Below are 19,066 nucleotides of genomic sequence, written 5' to 3' on the forward strand. Positions count from 1 at the left end.
GAGGAAACGACGATGAGTAAAAAAGAAAAAAGTACGTCTGTCAATAAGAAAACACTTGGCAGAATATTAAAGTATATCAAACGATACAGTTTCTTAGTTGTCCTTTCCCTGATCTGTGCAGCGATATCCGTTGTTCTGACCTTATATGCACCGATCATTACCGGACATATGGTAGATAAGATCGTCGGAAAAGGAGCCGTTGATTTCGGAGCATTAAAGACACTGGCAATCCGTTTTGTGATTGTAGTTGCGGTTACGGCAGTCTGCCAGTGGATCATGAATATATTGAATAATAAAGTTACTTATCATGTTGTAAATGATGTCCGTACATCTGCATATAAGAAGTTAGAACAGCTTCCGTTATCTTATGTGGATTCTCACACCCATGGTGATATCGTAAGCCGTGTGATCGCAGATGTAGACCAGTTTTCAGATGGTCTGCTGATGGGCTTTACACAGTTATTTACCGGGGTTATGACTATCGTTGGAACGCTTTGTTTCATGTTATCGATTAACGCTGTGATCACGGTTGCGGTTGTTGTGATCACTCCGGTTTCTCTGTTTGTTGCGGCATTTATCGCAAAGAAAACCTACCATATGTTCAGAAAGCAGGCAGAGATCAAGGGTGAGATGACATCACTTGTTAATGAGATGGTAGAAAACCAGAAGGTTGTAACAGCCTTTTCCATGGAAGAAAATGTAAATGGCAGTTTTAACGAAGTAAATAAGAGATTGAATAAGGCAGGACTGGATGCGACCTTCTTCTCATCCATTACCAATCCGTGTACCCGTTTTGTAAACAGCTTAGTATATACCGGCGTTGGCATCATCGGTGCGGTCATGGCGATCAAGGGAAGAATATCCGTTGGTCAGCTTACCAGCTTTTTAAGCTATGCAAACCAGTATACAAAGCCATTTAATGAGATCTCAGGCGTCGTAACGGAGCTTCAGAATGCACTTGCATCCGCAGCCAGAGTATTTGAGCTGATCGATGAAGAACCGGAGATCGCGGAGCCTGCGGATGCCTATGTGATCGAGAAAGCAGATGGACAGGTGGATCTGTCTCATGTGGATTTCTCTTATAATAAAGATGTAGAACTGATCAAGAATCTGAATCTGAAGGTTGAACCGGGTAAGCGTGTAGCGATCGTCGGACCGACCGGATGTGGTAAGAGTACCGTTATCAATCTTTTAATGCGGTTCTATGATGTAGATGCCGGAGCCATTTCTGTAGATGACCATGATATCCGTCAGGTAACGAGAGAGAGCCTTCGTGATAACTATGGTATGGTTCTTCAGGAGACCTGGTTAAAGACCGGAACGATCAAGGAGAATATCGCATACGGAAGACCGGATGCGACGGATGAGGAGATTATAGAAGCAGCAAAACAGTCCCACGCACACAGCTTTATCAAGCGTTTGCCGGAGGGGTATGATACCATGATATCAGAGGATGGCGGCGGACTGTCACAGGGACAGAAACAGCTCTTATGTATTACCAGAGTTATGCTTGATCTGCCACCGATGCTGATCCTTGATGAAGCAACATCATCGATCGATACAAGAACCGAGATCCGGATCCAGCGTGCATTTGCGAAGATGATGAAGGGAAGAACGAGCTTTGTCGTAGCGCATCGTTTGTCAACGATCAAAGAATCTGATATTATACTGGTTATGAAGGATGGACATATCATAGAGCAGGGTAATCATGAATCACTTTTAGCACAGAAAGGATTCTATTACACCCTTTACAATTCACAGTTTGCACATTAGTAGGAACTAAAAATTTGTATTTATATAAAGGAGACAGGAAGATGAAAGTTAGTGAAAGCGGATATACAAAAGACGAATTACTTGACATAGTAGACAAATACCTAGCCGAGCAGTCCAGAAGATGGAATTTTATCGAGGAAAAGGGAGACGGCATGTATGTGTACGATGAGGAAGGAAATGAATATCTTGACTTCTTCGGCGGCATCGCAGTAAACAGTACCGGTAACTGTAATAAGAAGGTTGCGGCAGCGATCGCAGACCAGTGCCAGAATGTGATCCATGCATCCAATTACGCATATACACTTCCTATGATCCTGCTTGCAAAGAAGATTTGTGAGACGATCGGTATGGAGAAGGTTCTGTTCCAGAATTCAGGAACAGAGACAAATGAAGCAATGATCAAGATGGCAAGAAAATACGGAACCGATCATTACGGACCGGAGCATTATCATATCGTTACAGCCATTAACAGCTTCCATGGCAGAACCTATGGAGCGTTATCAGCAACCGGACAGCCGGATAATGCATGTCAGATCGGTTTCAAGCCGATGCTTCCGGGCTTCACATATGCAGAGTTCAATAACCTTGAGGATTTCAAGAGCAAATGTACCAAAGACACAGTTGCAATCATGGTAGAGCCTGTTCAGGGCGAGGGTGGTGTATATCCGGCAACGGAGGAATTCTTAAAAGGACTTCGTGCTTACTGTGACGAGACCGGCATCCTGTTGTTATTCGATGAGGTACAGACCGGATGGGGCAGATGCGGAGATACGATGGCATTTATGACCTATGGAGTGAAGCCTGATATGGTATCTATGGCAAAAGCGATCGGCGGCGGTATGCCGATCGGCGCACTTTGTACATCAGCAGAGCTTGCAAGTGCATTTACACCGGGGGCACACGGTTCTACTTATGCAGCCAATCCTGTATGCTGTGCAGCCGCACTTGCAGAGATCGATGAGATCTTAGACAATCATCTTGCAGAGAATGCAAAAGAGACAGGAGCTTATTTTGCAGAACAGCTTTATTCCCTTCCGTATGTGAAGGAAGTACGCGGACGCGGACTTCTGGTTGGCGTTGAATTCACCAAACCAATCGCAAACGAAGTAAAGCATCTGGCTGTTGAGAACAGACTGTTGATCACAGCGGTAAGACCAAATGTGATCCGTATGGCACCGCCACTGATCGTAACAAAGGAACAGTGCGATAAGGCTGTTCAGATCCTGATCAAATGTGTGTCAAAGGCAGCAGAAGAAGCAGATGCATAAGGAGGTAACAGAAGATGGGAAGAACCGCAGAAGAAATGGAAGATGTAACACTTCTCGGCAATAAGAATGTAAAATACAGCATGGACTATGCACCGGAGATGTTACAGACCTTTATCAATAAACATCAGGACAATGATTATTTTGTCAAGTTCAATTGTCCGGAATTTACCAGCTTATGTCCGATCACGGGACAGCCGGATTTTGCAACCGTATATATATCCTATGTTCCGGATGTGAAGATGGTAGAGAGCAAGTCTTTGAAATTATATCTGTTCAGTTTCCGGAATCACGGAGATTTCCACGAGGACTGCATGAACATTATCATGAAGGATCTGATCAAATTGATGGATCCGAAATATATTGAGGTCTGGGGCAAATTCACTCCGAGAGGCGGTATCTCGATCGATCCATATTGTAATTACGGAAGACCGGGAACAAAATGGGAAGAAGTTGCATGGAACAGAATGTCAAATCATGACCTGTATCCGGAAAAGATAGATAACAGATAGGCGGAATGTCAGATGAATTACAGGGAAACAGTTGATTATATCCTAAGCATTCCACTGTTCGCACAGAAGATTGGCACAGAGAATCTTGCCAGTCTTCTTGAACGTTTAGGGAATCCGCAGGATAAGAGCAGAGTGATCCATATAGCAGGAACAAACGGTAAGGGATCGACGGCAAAGGCGCTTGCTACGATACTGATGCATGCAGGCTTTCATGTAGGATTGTTTACATCACCGCATCTTGTCTCGATCAATGAGCGCATACGGTACGATGATGAAATGATCTCAGACGAAGATTTTACATGGGCATTTGAACAGGTGCGGAAGAAGTTCACCGTTCATCCGTCTTTTTTTGAAGTGATGTTTGCGATGGCGGCTGTTTATTATGAGAAGAAGCAGCCGGATTATGTGATTTATGAGACCGGAATGGGTGGCAGGCTGGATGCAACTAATGTCGTAAGACCGGAGCTTTGCATCATCACATCGGTAGGACTTGATCATATGGAATATCTTGGAGATACGATCGCTAAGATCGCAGGAGAGAAAGCAGGGATCATCAAACCGTCAGTTCCGGTCGTATATTTCAAGCGGGATGCGGTTTCGTCTGGAATCATAGAGACTCATGCAAAAGAATTGGATTCTGCCGTAACAGCGGTCGAAAAATCAAACTATATAATAAATGAAATAGATGATAAAACCATTGATTTTTCATTTCATAATCGGTATTATAATTATGACCATTTGAGGATACCGAAAACGTCTCTTTATCAGGTCGAAAATACCTGCCTTGCAGTTGCTTCTTTTGATATCCTGATGCAGACCAGGGATATAGAATATGGGAAAAATGCAGGTGCTGATGTCAGGATAGAGCAGGCAGTCAGAAGCGGATTACTTGATTTTTCATGGGAAGGCAGGATGGAGGAGATCGCACCGGATCTGTTTGTAGATGGTGCACATAATCCGGAAGCAGTCGAATGTTATTGCAGAACACTTCGGACGCTTTATACGAAGAAAAAGAAGATCCTGGTCTTTGCAGCAGTAAAGGACAAGGACTATGATACGATGATACGGGATCTGACAGAAGCACTTTCGTTTGAGAAAATCATAGTTACAAGTGTAGATAATAAACGGAAGGCGCCGGTCTCTCTGATCGCAGACAGGTTCCGGAATTACACAGGACATACGGTGGAGGCATATGAGGATATTGCAGAAGCAATGGATGCCGCCATCCGCTATAAAGAACAGATCACAGATTCAGCAGTCTATTGTGTGGGTTCTCTTTATCTGGTGGGAGAAGTCAAACGCTGGCTTCAAAAGATAAAAGAGAAATCTGCGAATATGGAGGAATAGTATGATAAACTTTGATGAAGAAGTAAAAAAATTCAGACCGACTCTGGAAGTAGACCAGGCAGAAGATGCCATTTATCATAATGATCTGAAGGATATCTCAGATATTATGCAGGAGATGCTTCGTGTAGCAAAGGAAACGGAGAAATAATATGGCAGACGTACTGAATTGTAAGCATTGTGGCGGTAAGATCCTTGTTACCGGATATTGCAGCAATGTGGGTTAAAGAGTGAATTTGTAAATAAGGCACTGAACACATCCAAATATTATTATAATATTGGTCTGGATAAAGCCAGAGTCCGTGATATGAGTGGTGCAGAAGATGCATTAAAGACAGCCCTTAAATATGACAAGTTGAATATTGATGCCAGAAATCTGCTGGGGCTTGTATATTATGAAACCGGTGAAGTTGTTCTGGCATTAAGCCACTGGGTCATCAGTGTGAATTATTTCAGCGGACGAAATGTTGCAAAACGTTATATCAAAGAGGTGAAGGGCAATCCACACAAGCTTGAAACAACGAACAATGCAGCAAGAAAATACAATCAGGCAGTAAACTATGCCAGACAGGGCAGTAAGGATCTTGCATTTATCCAGCTTCGAAAAGTCTTATCGGATAATCCGAAGTTTGTAAATGGTTATCTGCTGATGGCACTTCTACTGATCGATGATAACAAATATGATAAGGCAAGAAAAGCATTAAAACGTGTCATCAAGATCGACAGAACCAATCCCCTGGCTGTCCGCTATTTCAATGAGATGGGGCATACGGATGAGGAGATCATGAGCTTTCGTGATTATCCGGATGATGATTATGATGCGGATCTGCTGTTTGTGGAAGACCAGCCACGGGCATATGTGGAATCCGATAATGTTGACCGGAATGGAAGACCGACTCCGGTTGGCAGATATAAGGATATTAATTTCTACAAATATTCGCTTGCCTATGTTCTGGCAGGACTGGTATTGGGACTGGCTGTCATGTGGTTCCTTGTTATGCCACAGCATAATAAGAATGCAGATGATGAGAGCAGAAATGTTAAGATTGCCTACAGCGAAGAGATTGCCAATAAGAATACCAAGCTTTCCTCTCTGCAGGATGAGGTTGATTCCCTGACAACAAAGAATAAAGATCTTACGAAGCAGGTCGCAGATTATGAGGAAAAAAGCAAGGCAGATATATCAGATACGGATAAGGTTACGATGCAGCTTGCCATGAAGTATTATAATGATACCCAATATGATAAGGCAATGACAGAGATCGACAAGGTGCTGGAGACCAGCCCGGATTATGATGTTGCTCTGTATTATAAAGCTCTATGCTATCTGGGTACGGAGGATGAGGATAAGGCCAAAGAAGCCTTTGATACATTTATCCAGAAATGTCCGAATTCCATTTATTATACAGTTGCAGTAGCATTGTCTGGTACAGACACAACGAGTGGAACACCGGATGGCGGAGATGACACGACAGAAGGCAGTTCGGAAGGAACAACGGAATCCGGTATGGATCCGACAAATGAATAAAAAGAAATCAGGATCATACAAAAGACAAATAAGCAATATTGCTTATTTGTCTTTTTTTGTAAAAAAGAGGTGGCGTATGAATAATTATGAGAAAATAGGGGATACTGTGTTAATAGAGCTTCCGGAAGAAGTTGATGATTACCGGGCATCGATACTGGTGAACGAAACGGAAGAGGTATTTCAGGATGGCAGGATCCGGTACGTGATATTCGATTTCCGGCATACAAGCGTGATGGACAGCTCCGGGATCGGTCTGATCACGAGAAGATTCCGGAATGTATATGACAGAGGTGGAAAGGTGTTTGTGATCCATGCAAATGACAGAATGCAGCGTATTCTTAAAATGTCGGGAATATTTAAGATCGCAGAGCAGACAGAGGATTTTGAGACTGCGTACAAGCAAGTACATATGTCATAAAATGAAAAGGAGAAGAAAAGAATGAACAGAAATGAAATGAAAATAGAGTTTGGAAGTGATCCAAGAAATGAGAGCTTTGCAAGGGTTGTCGTAGCATCCTTTATGACCCGTACGAATCCGACGCTGGAGGAGGTCGCTGATGTTAAGACAGCCGTGTCGGAAGCAGTTACGAATTCGATCATTCATGGTTATGGGCAAAAAGAGGGAACAATCGAGATACGGGCATACATAGAAGAGCGGAAGCTGTACATAGAGATCACCGATTATGGCTGTGGTATCGAGGATGTGGAAAAGGCAATGGAGCCAATGTTTACAACAGGAAAGGATGGACGGTCGGGAATGGGATTTTCCTTTATGGAAGCCTTTATGGATGAGCTTACGGTAGAGTCGGAGCCGGGAAAAGGAACGACAGTAAAGATGGCAAAAAAAATAGGGGCTGGGTGTGCAGTATAAATGGAAAATAATCTGGATCTTCTTTTACAGGCGAAGAAGGGTGATGACAGTGCAAAAGAAAAACTGGTAGAACAGAACCTTGGACTTGTATGGAGCGTAGCCAGAAGATTTACAGGACGTGGATATGATATCGAGGATCTGTTTCAGATCGGCTGCATCGGATTGATCAAAAGTATTGATAAATTTGATTTTGACTATGATGTGAAGTTTTCGACCTATGCAGTTCCGCTGATCCAGGGGGAAATCCGCCGCTTTTTGCGGGATTACGGCGCAATCAAGGTCAGCCGTAGTCTGAAGGAGATGAATAGTAAGGTAGAGCAATACCGGCAGCGGGTGATCAAGGAAAAGGGCTATGAGCCTGAGATTGAAGAGATCGCTGCTGCCCTTTCTTATGATGCAGGGGAGATCGTAATGGCAATGGAGGCTTCGTTGGAGCCGGAGTCTCTGGATGCTCCGGGTGTATATTCAAAAACGGAGGAATATAGCCAGGAGATTGTTGATCATTTGTCGTTGATGCAGATGTTGGAACGGTTGGAGCCGGAGGAACAGCGTTTGATCCAGCTTCGGTATTTTGAAGACAAAACGCAGTCGGAGACCGGAAAACTGCTTGGTATCAGCCAGGTTCAGGTGAGCCGGCAGGAAAAACGGATCCTTGAGAAATTAAAAGAAAGTGTATAAAAAGAACAGATGCGGATACCCTAATCCTGTAAGAATATGGGAAAGCAGGTTTCGTAATATGGCAGAAATGGTATATTTGCAGTTGGCAGAAAGTGTTCTGGCGGAAAAACGAAAGGTATTGATCCGGGATGTATCGAAGGTCGTATCCGACAATCTGGATCTGAAAAATAAAATCGAAAAAATTGAACTGATGAATTTTTCTACCAGTTCAAAGGAACAGCAGGTCATATCCATATTGGATATCATAGAGGAGATCAGAAAAAACTGCGATGGGGAGCTGTGTATTCAGAATCTTGGACAGCCTGATGTCGTTGTATATTATAAGGCATTCGATCCGTCGGACCGGATAAAGCAGAAGTTCAAATTTATATTTCTATGCCTGATCGCATTCTTTGGTGCTGGATTTTCAATTATATCCTATAACTCGGATGTGAATCTGGTCGGACAGCTTGATCTGCTTCAGAATGTATTTACCGGAGGCAGTGAATCAGGAGCCATGATTGGCGGTGTTGCCTATTCACTGGGCTTGTTCATTGGAATCATTGTATTCTTTAATCATGGAGCCAATAAGAAATTTACCGATGATCCGACCCCGCTTCAGGTGCAGATGCGGCAGTATGAACAGGAGATCAATCAGACAGTGATCACGGATTCTGTAAGAAAGAAGGATGTGCGGGATGCTGATTAGACATATCTGTTATGCACTGGTTGCATTTATCGGAGGGGCAGCTATATCCAGTGGTTATTTTGCATTTATATCCCTGATCGGAGTATTCCCCAAGCTGGCGGAAAAGGTGAAAGGCAACCGGCACTATATGCTGGTGGAATGTCTGCTGGCATATGGTGCTGTGGCAGGAAATATCGTATATATATTTAATATCCGGATCCCGCTTGCAATTCCTGGGCTGGCTTTTGTAACCCTGCTTGGCGGTATCTTTACAGGCTGTCTGGTTGGTGCGCTCGCAGAGGTGCTGAATGTATTTCCGATCATATCCAGACGGTTTTCAATCCGGCGTTATATTCCTTACATCATATACATGGTTGCAGCAGGGAAACTCGTGGGTTCTGTTCTTGGTCTGATATCAACCGGACTGGTCTAGGAATGCGATTTATATGCATAGTTTTCATGCAAATGGAAAATACTGAAGAATAGAACCCGGTAAGACAGGAGGAAAGTATATGCAGTTTGAACCAAAAGAAAAGGAATACAATCAGTATGTTGAAACGATTACTCCGGTATCCAATTCGGCAAGAAACTGCCTGTGGGCGTTTCTCATCGGAGGACTGATCTGCACGATCGGACAGGTGTTATTTAATTTGTTTGAATATGCGGGACTGGATAAGGATGACAGTTCGTCTTATGTATCGATCGTTCTTGTACTCATCAGTGTGGTACTCACAGGTCTGAATGTCTATAAGAAGATCGCAAAATATGGTGGAGCCGGAACTCTGGTACCGATCACGGGCTTTGCTAATGGTGTCTGTGCTCCGATCATAGAGTTTCAGACCGAAGGTGAGGTCTTCGGTAAAGGTGTAAAATGTTTTACGATTGCAGGCCCGGTCATCATGTACGGTATCTTTACATCATGGGTGCTGGGACTGATATACTGGATCTGTAAGCTGGCAGGCTGGGTATGATTCCCGGCCTGTTTTTTCAAAAATGTTACATATGTTTTAAGGTAAAATGATGGTTTTGTGAAATATTAGATTTAAGGGGAATCTGTATTGACAGATAAAAATACCTATGATAACTTTAACAAATGGTTAAGTTAATAATAGTAGGTATCTGTATCCTTTAGCAGGATGCGTATACTCGCATGTGTAGTAAATGGAGATACATCATGAAAAAAGCAAAAAGAAGTGTTACTACAACAGTATGTGTTATTGTTGCATTGTGTGTGTGTTATCTGATATTTTGCGGAATTATTGGTAAGAAAAAGTTTTTTCCAAATACCAGTATAAATGGAATTGATGTCAGTAACATGACGGTGAAGGAAGCTGCAGCGGCTGTAGAAGATCAGTTTGCAACGGAGTACAATAACGCCGGGATTGATGTAACGTTGGAAGGTAAAACATATTGCATTGCGATCGAAGAAGCTCTGGATCTGGATGTGATCGATGCGGTACAACAGGCAAACGATGAAAGCCATGGATTTTTAACAAGAGGTTTTAATTTTATTAAGGCATTATTTGGTGAGGCAGAATATACTGCACGACCATCGCTGAAGGATAAGAAGCCGTTGTATACTGCGATCGAACAGTCCGGGCTGACGAAGCTGGAAGGGGTAGAAGATTCCTCTTACACCGTGAAGGATGACAAGGTTATTGTTACAAAGGGCCGCGGAGGTTATACGGTAGATTCGGATAAGCTGGCAGATGAGATTGCTTCCTGCATCAGCAAGGGAGAATATGATGCGCAGCTTGAATGTCCACTTACATACAGTGATGTCGATCTGGATCTGGTATATGATCAGATTTATGTAGCACCGGCGGATGCAACACTGGATCCGGAAAATGATTACAGCGTAACAGATTCTGTGGTAGGAATCAGCTTTGATAAAGATGCTGCCAGGAAGAAGCTGGATGCGGCAGCCGATGGAGAAGAAGTCAGCTTTGATCTGGTTTATACAGAACCGGAGCTGTCGAAGGAGACATTACAGGCCTATCTCTTCCGTGATACGCTGGGATCCTTCAGTACCAATGTAGGTGGAACGGATGCAAGAAAAGGAAATGTTGCAAAGGCGGCAGAGAATTGTAACGGCACGATACTGATGCCGGGTGAAGAGTTTTCATTCAATAATGTGGTAGGACAGAGAACCATTGAGAATGGGTTTCAGGCAGCTCCATCTTATGTCAATGGGGAATCAGTAGATGAAGTCGGCGGAGGTATCTGTCAGGTATCATCCACTCTTTATGATGCCTGTCTGTATGCGAATCTGGAAATTGCAGAACGTCATTGCCATCCGCATCCATCCACTTATGTAGATGCAGGCTTTGATGCAACAGTATCCTGGGGCGGACCGGATTACCGTTTTATAAATAATACGGATTATCCGCTCAAGGTGACCGCCTCCTATAGTGGTGGTGTTGTGTCATGTGCGATTTATGGAACGAAGCTAAAGGACTTCAGAGTGTCACTGTCCAGTGAACTGGTAGCAACTTATGATTATGATACGGAATATGAGGACGACGATACACTGGAGAAAGGTGAAGAGGAAGTTTCCGTTACAGGTATCACAGGAACTAAATATCAGACCTACCGGACGGTATATGACGGAAATGGAGAGGTAATCTCATCTGAACCGGAATCTGTCAGTGTGTATGATAAACGGGATAAAGTAGTTCTTCGTGGAACCAAAGAGAAGGAAGATACCTCAGAGGAGAATTCGACTGAGGAGAAGAAGACGGAGGAAAAAACAACCGAGGAAAAGACAACTGAGGATACGACAGAAAAGAAGGACGACAAGAAAGACGATTCCAAGAAGGATGATAAGAAATCGGATAAAAAGTCAGACAATAAGAAAAAGAATGATACAAAGACAGATGATTAAATAAAGAAACAAAGAAAAGCTCATATGGAAGCCGGTTCGTAAGGATCAGGCAGCCATATGAGCTTTCTTTTGTGTTATTGATAGTATATTATTCCGCTTCACTGTGTTCGTTTGTTTTGACCTCCTGATTGGTATACAGGTTTACATAGTGAGGACGAAGCTTGGAATATATGATTTTCTGTTCACTGTATAAGCTGTAATAACCGGATAACATATAGCTGACACTGCAACCGATCGCGAACAGCAGGATACCGCTTGCACCGAATAATTCGATGCTTAAGACCAGAGATGCCAGTGGACAGTTTACAACGCCGCAGAAGAGACATACAAGCCCCATAGCAGCTCCGAATCCTGGATCCAGTCCAATCCAGCCTCCAAGGGTACATCCGAAGGTTGCACCGATGAAGAACGATGGAACGATCTCTCCGCCACGGAATCCGCAGCCGATCGTGATGCAGGTAAACAGGAGCTTCAGAATGAAGGCTTCCGGTTTTGCTGTTCCATGGATCGCCTGTTCAATAATGTTCATACCGGCACCATTGTAATCATTGCAGCGGACGGCAAGCGTCAGGAGAACCAGTAGCACACCGCCAACCAATATACGAAGATACTGGTTTTTCAGATATTTCTTAAATGTTTTTCCGATGACCTGCATGGACATACAGAAAAGGATGCTGAGTACGGCAGCAGCGACCGAGAGAATGATCACCCGGATCCCGGTTGCCAGTGACATTTCAGGAACCTGATTCAGAATGAAATAGGTAGGGGTGATGTGAAATTTTTCTGTGATCGCATAGGAAATGGTTGCTGACAGGATACATGGTACCAGTGCACTATAATACAGAATTCCGATGCTGATAACCTCTACACTGAAAAGTGCGGCCGTAACAGGAGTTCCAAACAGGGCAGCGAATACGGCACTCATACCACACAAGGTCATAATATGTTTATCGCTGTCATCCATTTTGATCAATTTGCCAATCGATGCACCCAGACTTCCGCCAATCTGCAGGGCAGCACCTTCCCGGCCGCAGATCCGCCAAATAAATGCGTGATAACGGTTGTTATAAAGATCAGAGGTGCCATACGGAAAGGCACATTGTATTCCGGATTCCGAATCGATCCGATAACAAGGTTGGTTCCCTTGTCATGCTTGATGCCGCCTGCACGGTACAGAAATACGATCAACAGACCGGCTGCCGGGAGCAGGAAGATGATCCATCTGTGCCCGGAACGGAACTGTGTGACATATTCAACGCTGTAATGAAAGGCTGTTCCGACAGCCCCGCAGGAGATTCCGATAATGGCAGAACAGATCAGCCATTTAATAAATGTTTTTGCGTATCGTTTTGTTCGATCGATACAATTTAACCAGTATTCTTTTGTAAATATCATAATTCATACCTATCCAGATTGTTTTTATTCTTTCATAGATTACCCCGAATCAGCGGATTTGTCCAGAACATATTAAATATGAATAAAATAAAGAAAAGAAGCAAATGACTATCAACAGAAGAACATATGGAAATAAGGAGGCAGAAAATGAATAAAATGGTTGGAAAACAAAGTGTCAGTTTTTCAGATCCTCCATGTATTCTGGGATCGGCTTCTATCTGTGGGCCAAAGGAAGCTGAAGGACCTCTGGCGGATTACTTTGATATCCGTTCCGAAGATCCTACATTTGGAAAGGATTCCTGGGAAGAGGGCGAAAGTGAGATGATCCGGCAGGCGGTCGAGCTTGCAATCAAAAAGGCGGATAAAAAGAAAGAGGAGATCCGGTATATATTTGCGGGGGATCTGCTGGGACAGTTGATCGCAACCACATTTGGTATTAAGGATCTTGATATACCGGTATTTGGGTTGTATGGAGCCTGCTCCACCTGTGGAGAGGGATTGTCGCTGGCATCCATGACAGTTGCTGCCGGTTATGCGGACTGTGTAGTGGCAGCAACGTCCAGTCATTTTGGAAGTGCAGAGAAGCAGTTCCGGTTTCCACTGGAATATGGAAATCAGAGACCGTTATCTGCGACCTGGACGGTAACCGGAAGTGGAGCGTTTGTTGTTGGTAAGGCAGAGCCGGAAGAAGGAGCAATTCAGATTACCGGGATTACAACGGGACGGATCGTGGATTATGGGGTAAAGGACTCCTTTAATATGGGAGCCTGTATGGCACCGGCAGCGGCAGATGTGATCTATCAGAACCTGAAGGACTTTGATCGGAAGCCAACGTATTATGACCGTATCATTACCGGGGATCTGGGGAAGATCGGGCAGAAGATACTGTTTGATCTTTTAAAGGACAATGGAATAGATATCAGCAACCAGCATATGGATTGTGGTATCGAGATCTTTGATAATGAAGAACAGGATACACATTCCGGTGGCTCCGGCTGCGGATGCTCGGCTATTACGCTGGCTGGCTATGTATTAAAGCAGTTACGGGACGGAACCTGGAAGAGGGTATTGTTTGTACCGACCGGAGCACTTCTTTCCACAGTAAGCTATAATGAAGGACAGAATATACCGGGCGTGGCACATGCAGTTATAATAGAACGGAGGTAAAGTTATTTATGGATTATATAAAGGCATTTGTGATCGGAGGTGCTGTCTGTGTGCTTGTTCAGATACTGATGGACAAGACGAAGCTGCTTCCGGGACGGATCATGGTGATCCTGGTATGTATCGGTGCTGTTCTTGGAGCAATCGGGATATATGAACCATTTCTTGAATTTGCCGGCTGCGGAGCCTCGGTTCCTCTTTCCGGATTTGGTTATAATCTCTGGAAGGGAATAAAAGAGGCAGTTGATCAGGATGGATTTATCGGGCTGTTCCGGGGAGGCTTCAAGATGGCGGCAGTAGGAACATCGGCAGCATTGATCTTTTCTTATCTGGCATCCCTGATCTTTAAGCCAAAGATGGTAAAATAGTATAAAGTATATTTTTTTATATAGATCCCAGGGAACAGGAAAGGAGCCATGAGAATGATCTCTCATGGCTCCCTTTTACATATATCGTTTTTATTCTTCTGTATTTTTATGTTTGTTCTCTTTTGAGGAAGGTTCATCAGAAGATGGTTCATCGGTAGGTTCCTCTGTTGGCGGTTCTTCTGTTGTAGGAGGTTCCGTTGGCGGTTCTTCTGTTGTAGGAGCTTCCGTTGTTGGTTCCTCTGTTGTAGGCTTCTCTGTTGTTGGTTCTTCTGTCTTGTCCTTTTTGAACTTAACAGTGATCGTATGATTGCCTTTTACCTTTGAGAACTTATACTGTGAAACCGGTCCGACGGAGCTTCCGTCTACATATACATCCGAGATCACATAACCCTTATCCGGTGTGATATAGAAGGTTGTACTCTTGCCGGATTTTACGGTTGTACTTGGTGAGATAGAACCACCGGCTCCATCTACACCGGATGTGATCTTGAAGCTGTCCTTCTTGTTGTCCTCTGTAGTCTTATTTGGATCTTCAGAATCAGAAGGGTCTTCGGGTTTTTCTTCCTCCGGATGAAGCGGACATTTCTCTTTCAGGATGTTCTGGTCGTATTCAAAGTCTGCATCAATGATCTCAATCTTGCCGTCATCATCTTCTGTATAATAGTAGGTTGTTGTTTCCTTACAGGTATTGGTTGCTACCTTATGGGAATCATTACAGATCACAACCTTCTTGTTTCCACCACATCGTTTGGTAGGAACGGTTCCTTCTGCAAAATAGTCTGTTATTGTTGAACAGCCTTCAACAGGAAGAAGTCCGGTATCCTTACATACGGTTGCCCGTATGATTCCGCTTGGCATTTCAAAGGTCTTGGAGGTATCCAGACCCTTTGCTTCCACGATTGCATCCATAATCTTACGCCACATGTTCTTATGATAGCTTCCAGCAGCAAAATTAGTATTTACATCAAAACCGATCCAGATCGAAGCGGTGTAATATGGAGTATATCCACAGAACCATGCATCGTAGTTGCTGGAGGTTGTACCTGTTTTACCTGCTGTATAAAGACCACATGAAAGATTTGCAGCAGTACCGGTACCGATCGTAACTACATCATGCATGGCACTTGTTAATAACCATGCATTCTGAGGAGAGATGACGGGGGATTCTTCCGGTGTTCTGTTATCGATCAGAAGCTTGCCGTCATGATCATATACCTCGGTGTAGAAGATAGGTTTGATATAATTGCCTTCATTTGCAATTGTTGCATAAGCAGCGGTGATCTCAAGGTTTGTGATACCATCTGTCAGACCACCAAGGGCAAGGGACTGGTTGATATCCGATTCAATCCCTCCGCTTGAATTTGTACGTTCTTTTACTAGGGTTGTGAATCCAAGCTTTAACAGATATTCGTAAGCAAGCTCCGGAGTAACATCTGTGATCGTCTTAACAGCAAGAATATTCATGGAATTCTGAATAGCCTGTCGGATCGTGCTTGGACCACGGTAGCCACTGTACCAGTTCCTGACTTCGCCGCCATTTGTATAGGTGTATGGTTCATCTTTGTATACGGTTGCAAGGCTCATGCCGCAGCCGTCCAGTGCAGGAAGAAAAGAGGCAACAACCTTAAAGGTTGATCCGGGTTGTCTGGTTGCTTCCGTAGCACGGTTAAAGGAACGATCCTCTGTCTTTTCACCACGACCGCCGACGATGGCTTTTACCTGACCGGTCTCCTGATCCATCAGGGTGAAGGAGATCTGTGGTTCCACTGTGACCTTATAGCTTTCAAGCTGTTCCTTGTAACCGGTTGTCTCGATCAGGTGCGCTTTGTATTCGTCAGCAGCAGCACGGGCATCTTCTTCACTGGAGAAGATTAGGTCGAAAGAGGATTGTCCCATTTCTTCCTGGAACCAGGTTACCATCATATTCTGACTGTAGTTGTACTGTTCACCGTTGTCATCTACCAGTGTCAGTGCATAGGATAACTGATAGCTGTCAGCCGGATAGTTATCTTCATCATTTAAAACATCATCACAGATATTCTGGATCTGTGTATCCTGACAGGTACGGACATCCAGACCACCGGAGTAGATCAGGCTGTCTGCCTCTGACTTGGAATAGCCCATAGCCATGAAATCATCTTCAAGCTGGCTGATGACCTCATCAATGTAATAAGAGTTGACCTTGGTAGGGGATGATTTCTTGATCGATGATACCTTTTCAATCTCGCTATATACATCATCAGCGAGTGCAGTATCGTAATCGGACTGGGAGATCATGTTCTGATCCAGCATATTTTCAAGAACCATCAGTCGTCTTTTGGCATTTTCCTCCGGGAAAACGATAGGGTCAAATTTACTTGGGTTCTGAGGGATGGCTGCCAGTACCGCACATTCGGATATGGACAGATCCTTCAGTTCTTTATTGAAATAGTATTTTGCAGCGGTTTCTACGCCGTAACGTCCCTGACCGAGATAGATTGTATTCAGGTAATACTCGGCAATGCTCTTTTTCGGAAGCACCTTTTCGATCTCAACTGCCAGATACTGCTCCTGCACCTTACGTTCGATCTTGTCAAACATGGTTTTTTCATCCAGGCCGACATTGAAGATCTGGTTTTTGATCAGCTGCTGGGTCAGTGTACTGGCACCCTGATCAAAGTCACCGGACTGGAGACCGTGGGCGAAGGCACGCATGATACCCTGGACATCGATACCGTTATGCTCCCAGAAACGTTTATCTTCAATAGCAATGAAGGAATTTACAAGTGTTTCCGGTATATCATCGTAGTAAACATACTCACGGTTGGCATCAAAGCTCGCAAGAACCATAAGCTCTTTGCCGTCCTGATCATACAGGGTTGTCTGATATCCTTTCGGGATCAGATCCTTGGCATTCACCTCTGGTGTGTCGTCCAATATGCCTTTTAACATACCAAAACCGGAACCGATTCCAAGTACGATGATCGCAAGGAATATGACCAGTAGTGTTTTGAACAGCGAAACCGATAGTTTTCGTTTATTTCGGGGTAGTTTGGAAACAAGTGCTTTTTGTTTCTTTTCCACGCCCTTTTTGCTAAAATCCATGGAAAATCCTCCTTAAATTAAGTTCAATCATAAATACAACTCATTATAGCAGAGATTTACATAATAATAAAGTAAAACTTCTGATGTGAAATAAAATTAAGACATATAAAAATGCGGATAAATCCCAAATATTTTATAGTTTTTTTGTTACACTATAGGTGGATTTTGTAGTATGATGGTTACAGAAATAAACAGAGAGGAAACAGAACAGCGATGTTTGAGTCAATTGAAGAAGCAATTTCCGTATGGAAAGAGGAGTTTTCCTTTATTGAGGATGCGAAGGTCACAGGATATGACGGAGGGTATCCGGTTGTTGATTTTACGATCCATGAAGCTGCCTTCAGTCTGGTAAAGAGTGAGAGTAAATTCAAGCGTATCATACGATCTGCCGAGATGGAAGGCGGTATAGAAGTAGGAGTATCGACCTGTTTTTACAATACAGCATATGTCAGATGGAATCCGCCGGTCATGACGATCTGTGGTTATCCTGAGGTGATCAGCCGTATATTAAAAAAGATCATGTAAACTGCCCGGGTGAATAAAAAGAAATTCACCCGGGTATTTTATATGTATTGGGATAACAGATAGGAGGCGTATACATGAACCGGGCAATACGAACCGATCTTGCCATTGAGCTGCGGGAGGATATCAAGGACCGCGGGAAGATAGACGGGATCGAAATTGAAACAAGGATCAGCCAGGAAAAAATAAAGACGACTATTATACATGTAAATGACCAGACAGGAGCCGATACGTTGGGAAAACCGGTTGGCACTTATATCACCATTGAATGTCCGGAAATCCGGGAATTTGATGAGGATATCCATAAGCCGCTCTGTAAAGAGCTGGCACATGATCTGAAAAAAATGCTGGGAGAAGCCCGTTCCATCCTGGTTGTGGGACTGGGAAACCGGGAGGTAACACCGGATTCGCTGGGACCACTGGTGACCGATCATTTATTTATAACCAGACATTTGCAGATGGAGCATATACACCTGCAGGAAGAGCCGGAATATGAAATCTCTGCGATCTGTCCGGGTGTCATGGCCCAGACGGGGATCGAGACGGTGGAGATCATCCGTGGAATCTGTGACAATATTGATGTCGATGCAGTCGTTGTAGTCGATGCACTTGCCGCCCGGAGCAGCAGACGTTTAAATAAAACGATACAGCTTGCGGATACCGGTATCAGTCCGGGATCCGGTGTTGGGAATCATCGTACGGAGATCAATTCACAGACGATCGGAGCAAAGGTGATCGCTCTTGGTGTTCCAACCGTTATTTCAGTTCCGTCCATTATAGATGGTTCTCTGGATGTTATTGCAGATACATTTAACCAGTCTTATGGAAAAAAGCTGATGGAATCTTTTTCCGAACAGCAGCGATATGAGCTGGCATATCATCTGGCTGAACCGGAGCTTGCGGATATGTTTGTAACACCAAAAAATATCGATGAACTGGTAAAACGAATAAGCTTCACAATATCCGAAGCAATAAACAGCATGATTTTCACATAACCAACATATACTGGTA

Annotated in this window: 18 protein-coding genes and 1 pseudogene; 17 read left to right on the plus strand and 2 right to left on the minus strand. The window is 43.8% G+C overall.

The features are described from left to right. Positions 1-12 precede the first annotated feature (12 nt). The 13 genes from DXA07_RS08985 to DXA07_RS09040 all read left to right on the plus strand — a co-directional run bounded on the left by DXA07_RS08985 (position 13) and on the right by DXA07_RS09040 (position 11,522). Positions 13-1,773 carry an ABC transporter ATP-binding protein gene (locus DXA07_RS08985; protein WP_118484329.1) on the plus strand — a complete coding sequence of 587 codons (1,761 nt, stop codon included), beginning with the start codon at positions 13-15 and terminating at the stop codon, positions 1,771-1,773. Between the two features lie 41 nt (positions 1,774-1,814). Next, complete coding sequence (locus tag DXA07_RS08990) at positions 1,815-3,041, plus strand: acetylornithine/succinylornithine family transaminase (protein ID WP_008402988.1); 1,227 nt, start codon at positions 1,815-1,817, stop codon at positions 3,039-3,041. A gap of 14 nt (positions 3,042-3,055) precedes the next feature. Next, entirely contained in the window at positions 3,056-3,550 is a 495-nt protein-coding gene (gene queF, locus DXA07_RS08995) for a preQ(1) synthase (protein ID WP_008402990.1), read from the plus strand. Between the two features lie 12 nt (positions 3,551-3,562). Beyond that, positions 3,563-4,897, plus strand: a complete 1,335-nt coding sequence (locus DXA07_RS09000; RefSeq protein WP_117807350.1) for a folylpolyglutamate synthase/dihydrofolate synthase family protein — start codon at positions 3,563-3,565, stop codon at positions 4,895-4,897. Between the two features lies 1 nt (position 4,898). Next, the gene (locus tag DXA07_RS13075) at positions 4,899-5,045 is read left to right on the plus strand and encodes a hypothetical protein (RefSeq protein WP_021944479.1); all 147 of its coding nucleotides are present in this window, start codon (positions 4,899-4,901) and stop codon (positions 5,043-5,045) included. Positions 5,046-5,102: 57 nt separating this feature from the next. After that, complete coding sequence (locus tag DXA07_RS09005) at positions 5,103-6,422, plus strand: tetratricopeptide repeat protein (protein ID WP_243013747.1); 1,320 nt, start codon at positions 5,103-5,105, stop codon at positions 6,420-6,422. Positions 6,423-6,498: 76 nt separating this feature from the next. Beyond that, on the plus strand, positions 6,499-6,840 hold the full coding sequence (locus tag DXA07_RS09010) for an anti-sigma factor antagonist (RefSeq protein ID WP_117821932.1): 342 nt from the start codon (positions 6,499-6,501) through the stop codon (positions 6,838-6,840). A 21-nt stretch (positions 6,841-6,861) separates the two neighbouring features. Beyond that, positions 6,862-7,293 (plus strand): anti-sigma F factor, encoded by a 432-nt coding sequence (gene spoIIAB, locus DXA07_RS09015; protein WP_021944476.1) that lies wholly within the window; start codon positions 6,862-6,864, stop codon positions 7,291-7,293. Beyond that, positions 7,294-7,971, plus strand: coding sequence for a sigma-70 family RNA polymerase sigma factor (locus tag DXA07_RS09020; RefSeq protein ID WP_021944475.1), 678 nt, complete (start codon positions 7,294-7,296; stop codon positions 7,969-7,971). Between the two features lie 58 nt (positions 7,972-8,029). After that, on the plus strand, positions 8,030-8,659 hold the full coding sequence (locus DXA07_RS09025; protein ID WP_021944474.1) for a stage V sporulation protein AA: 630 nt from the start codon (positions 8,030-8,032) through the stop codon (positions 8,657-8,659). After that, positions 8,649-9,071 carry a stage V sporulation protein AB gene (locus tag DXA07_RS09030; protein WP_117785469.1) on the plus strand — a complete coding sequence of 141 codons (423 nt, stop codon included), beginning with the start codon at positions 8,649-8,651 and terminating at the stop codon, positions 9,069-9,071. Before DXA07_RS09025 ends, DXA07_RS09030 begins: the two co-directional genes overlap by 11 nt. A gap of 79 nt (positions 9,072-9,150) precedes the next feature. Then, positions 9,151-9,609 carry a stage V sporulation protein AC gene (gene spoVAC, locus DXA07_RS09035; RefSeq protein WP_021944472.1) on the plus strand — a complete coding sequence of 153 codons (459 nt, stop codon included), beginning with the start codon at positions 9,151-9,153 and terminating at the stop codon, positions 9,607-9,609. Between the two features lie 203 nt (positions 9,610-9,812). After that, a complete protein-coding gene (locus DXA07_RS09040) occupies positions 9,813-11,522 on the plus strand; it encodes a VanW family protein (protein ID WP_173783364.1) in 1,710 nt (569 codons plus the stop codon). 88 nt (positions 11,523-11,610) lie between these two features. Here DXA07_RS09040 and DXA07_RS09045 read toward each other — a convergent pair. After that, positions 11,611-12,917, minus strand: a pseudogene (locus DXA07_RS09045) (chloride channel protein). Positions 12,918-13,064: 147 nt separating this feature from the next. Here DXA07_RS09045 and spoVAD point away from each other — a divergent pair. Next, positions 13,065-14,084, plus strand: coding sequence for a stage V sporulation protein AD (gene spoVAD / locus DXA07_RS09050; protein ID WP_182427464.1), 1,020 nt, complete (start codon positions 13,065-13,067; stop codon positions 14,082-14,084). Between the two features lie 8 nt (positions 14,085-14,092). Continuing rightward, positions 14,093-14,449 carry a stage V sporulation protein AE gene (gene spoVAE / locus DXA07_RS09055; protein ID WP_118484333.1) on the plus strand — a complete coding sequence of 119 codons (357 nt, stop codon included), beginning with the start codon at positions 14,093-14,095 and terminating at the stop codon, positions 14,447-14,449. Positions 14,450-14,539: 90 nt separating this feature from the next. Here the strand turns inward: spoVAE and DXA07_RS09060 are convergent, their stop codons facing one another. Then, on the minus strand, positions 14,540-17,533 hold the full coding sequence (locus DXA07_RS09060) for a PBP1A family penicillin-binding protein (RefSeq protein ID WP_118484335.1): 2,994 nt from the start codon (positions 17,531-17,533) through the stop codon (positions 14,540-14,542). Between the two features lie 213 nt (positions 17,534-17,746). Here DXA07_RS09060 and DXA07_RS09065 point away from each other — a divergent pair, with 213 nt between their 5' ends. Both DXA07_RS09065 and gpr read left to right on the plus strand, forming a co-directional pair. Continuing rightward, positions 17,747-18,058, plus strand: a complete 312-nt coding sequence (locus tag DXA07_RS09065) for a hypothetical protein (protein WP_021943476.1) — start codon at positions 17,747-17,749, stop codon at positions 18,056-18,058. Between the two features lie 74 nt (positions 18,059-18,132). Next, entirely contained in the window at positions 18,133-19,050 is a 918-nt protein-coding gene (gene gpr / locus DXA07_RS09070; RefSeq protein WP_117785464.1) for a GPR endopeptidase, read from the plus strand. Positions 19,051-19,066: the final 16 nt, after the last annotated feature.

Source organism: Clostridium sp. AM54-37XD, from assembly GCF_003478225.1.
GTDB classification, from domain to species: Bacteria; Bacillota; Clostridia; order Lachnospirales; family Lachnospiraceae; genus Coprococcus; species Coprococcus ammoniilyticus.

Excerpts from the sequence above, each read along its gene's own strand:
- DXA07_RS09010 (WP_117821932.1), top strand. The coding sequence starts at position 6,499 with ATGAATAATTATGAGAAAATAGGGGATACTGTGTTAATAGAGCTTCCG.
- DXA07_RS09025 (WP_021944474.1), top strand. The coding sequence starts at position 8,030 with ATGGCAGAAATGGTATATTTGCAGTTGGCAGAAAGTGTTCTGGCGGAA.
- DXA07_RS13075 (WP_021944479.1), top strand. The coding sequence starts at position 4,899 with ATGATAAACTTTGATGAAGAAGTAAAAAAATTCAGACCGACTCTGGAA.
- DXA07_RS09065 (WP_021943476.1), top strand. The coding sequence starts at position 17,747 with ATGTTTGAGTCAATTGAAGAAGCAATTTCCGTATGGAAAGAGGAGTTT.
- spoVAD (WP_182427464.1), top strand. The coding sequence starts at position 13,065 with ATGAATAAAATGGTTGGAAAACAAAGTGTCAGTTTTTCAGATCCTCCA.
- spoVAC (WP_021944472.1), top strand. The coding sequence starts at position 9,151 with ATGCAGTTTGAACCAAAAGAAAAGGAATACAATCAGTATGTTGAAACG.
- queF (WP_008402990.1), top strand. The coding sequence starts at position 3,056 with ATGGGAAGAACCGCAGAAGAAATGGAAGATGTAACACTTCTCGGCAAT.
- DXA07_RS09020 (WP_021944475.1), top strand. The coding sequence starts at position 7,294 with ATGGAAAATAATCTGGATCTTCTTTTACAGGCGAAGAAGGGTGATGAC.
- DXA07_RS09060 (WP_118484335.1), bottom strand. The coding sequence starts at position 17,533 with ATGGATTTTAGCAAAAAGGGCGTGGAAAAGAAACAAAAAGCACTTGTT.
- DXA07_RS08985 (WP_118484329.1), top strand. The coding sequence starts at position 13 with ATGAGTAAAAAAGAAAAAAGTACGTCTGTCAATAAGAAAACACTTGGC.
- spoIIAB (WP_021944476.1), top strand. The coding sequence starts at position 6,862 with ATGAACAGAAATGAAATGAAAATAGAGTTTGGAAGTGATCCAAGAAAT.
- DXA07_RS09000 (WP_117807350.1), top strand. The coding sequence starts at position 3,563 with ATGAATTACAGGGAAACAGTTGATTATATCCTAAGCATTCCACTGTTC.
- gpr (WP_117785464.1), top strand. The coding sequence starts at position 18,133 with ATGAACCGGGCAATACGAACCGATCTTGCCATTGAGCTGCGGGAGGAT.
- spoVAE (WP_118484333.1), top strand. The coding sequence starts at position 14,093 with ATGGATTATATAAAGGCATTTGTGATCGGAGGTGCTGTCTGTGTGCTT.
- DXA07_RS09030 (WP_117785469.1), top strand. The coding sequence starts at position 8,649 with ATGCTGATTAGACATATCTGTTATGCACTGGTTGCATTTATCGGAGGG.
- DXA07_RS09040 (WP_173783364.1), top strand. The coding sequence starts at position 9,813 with ATGAAAAAAGCAAAAAGAAGTGTTACTACAACAGTATGTGTTATTGTT.
- DXA07_RS08990 (WP_008402988.1), top strand. The coding sequence starts at position 1,815 with ATGAAAGTTAGTGAAAGCGGATATACAAAAGACGAATTACTTGACATA.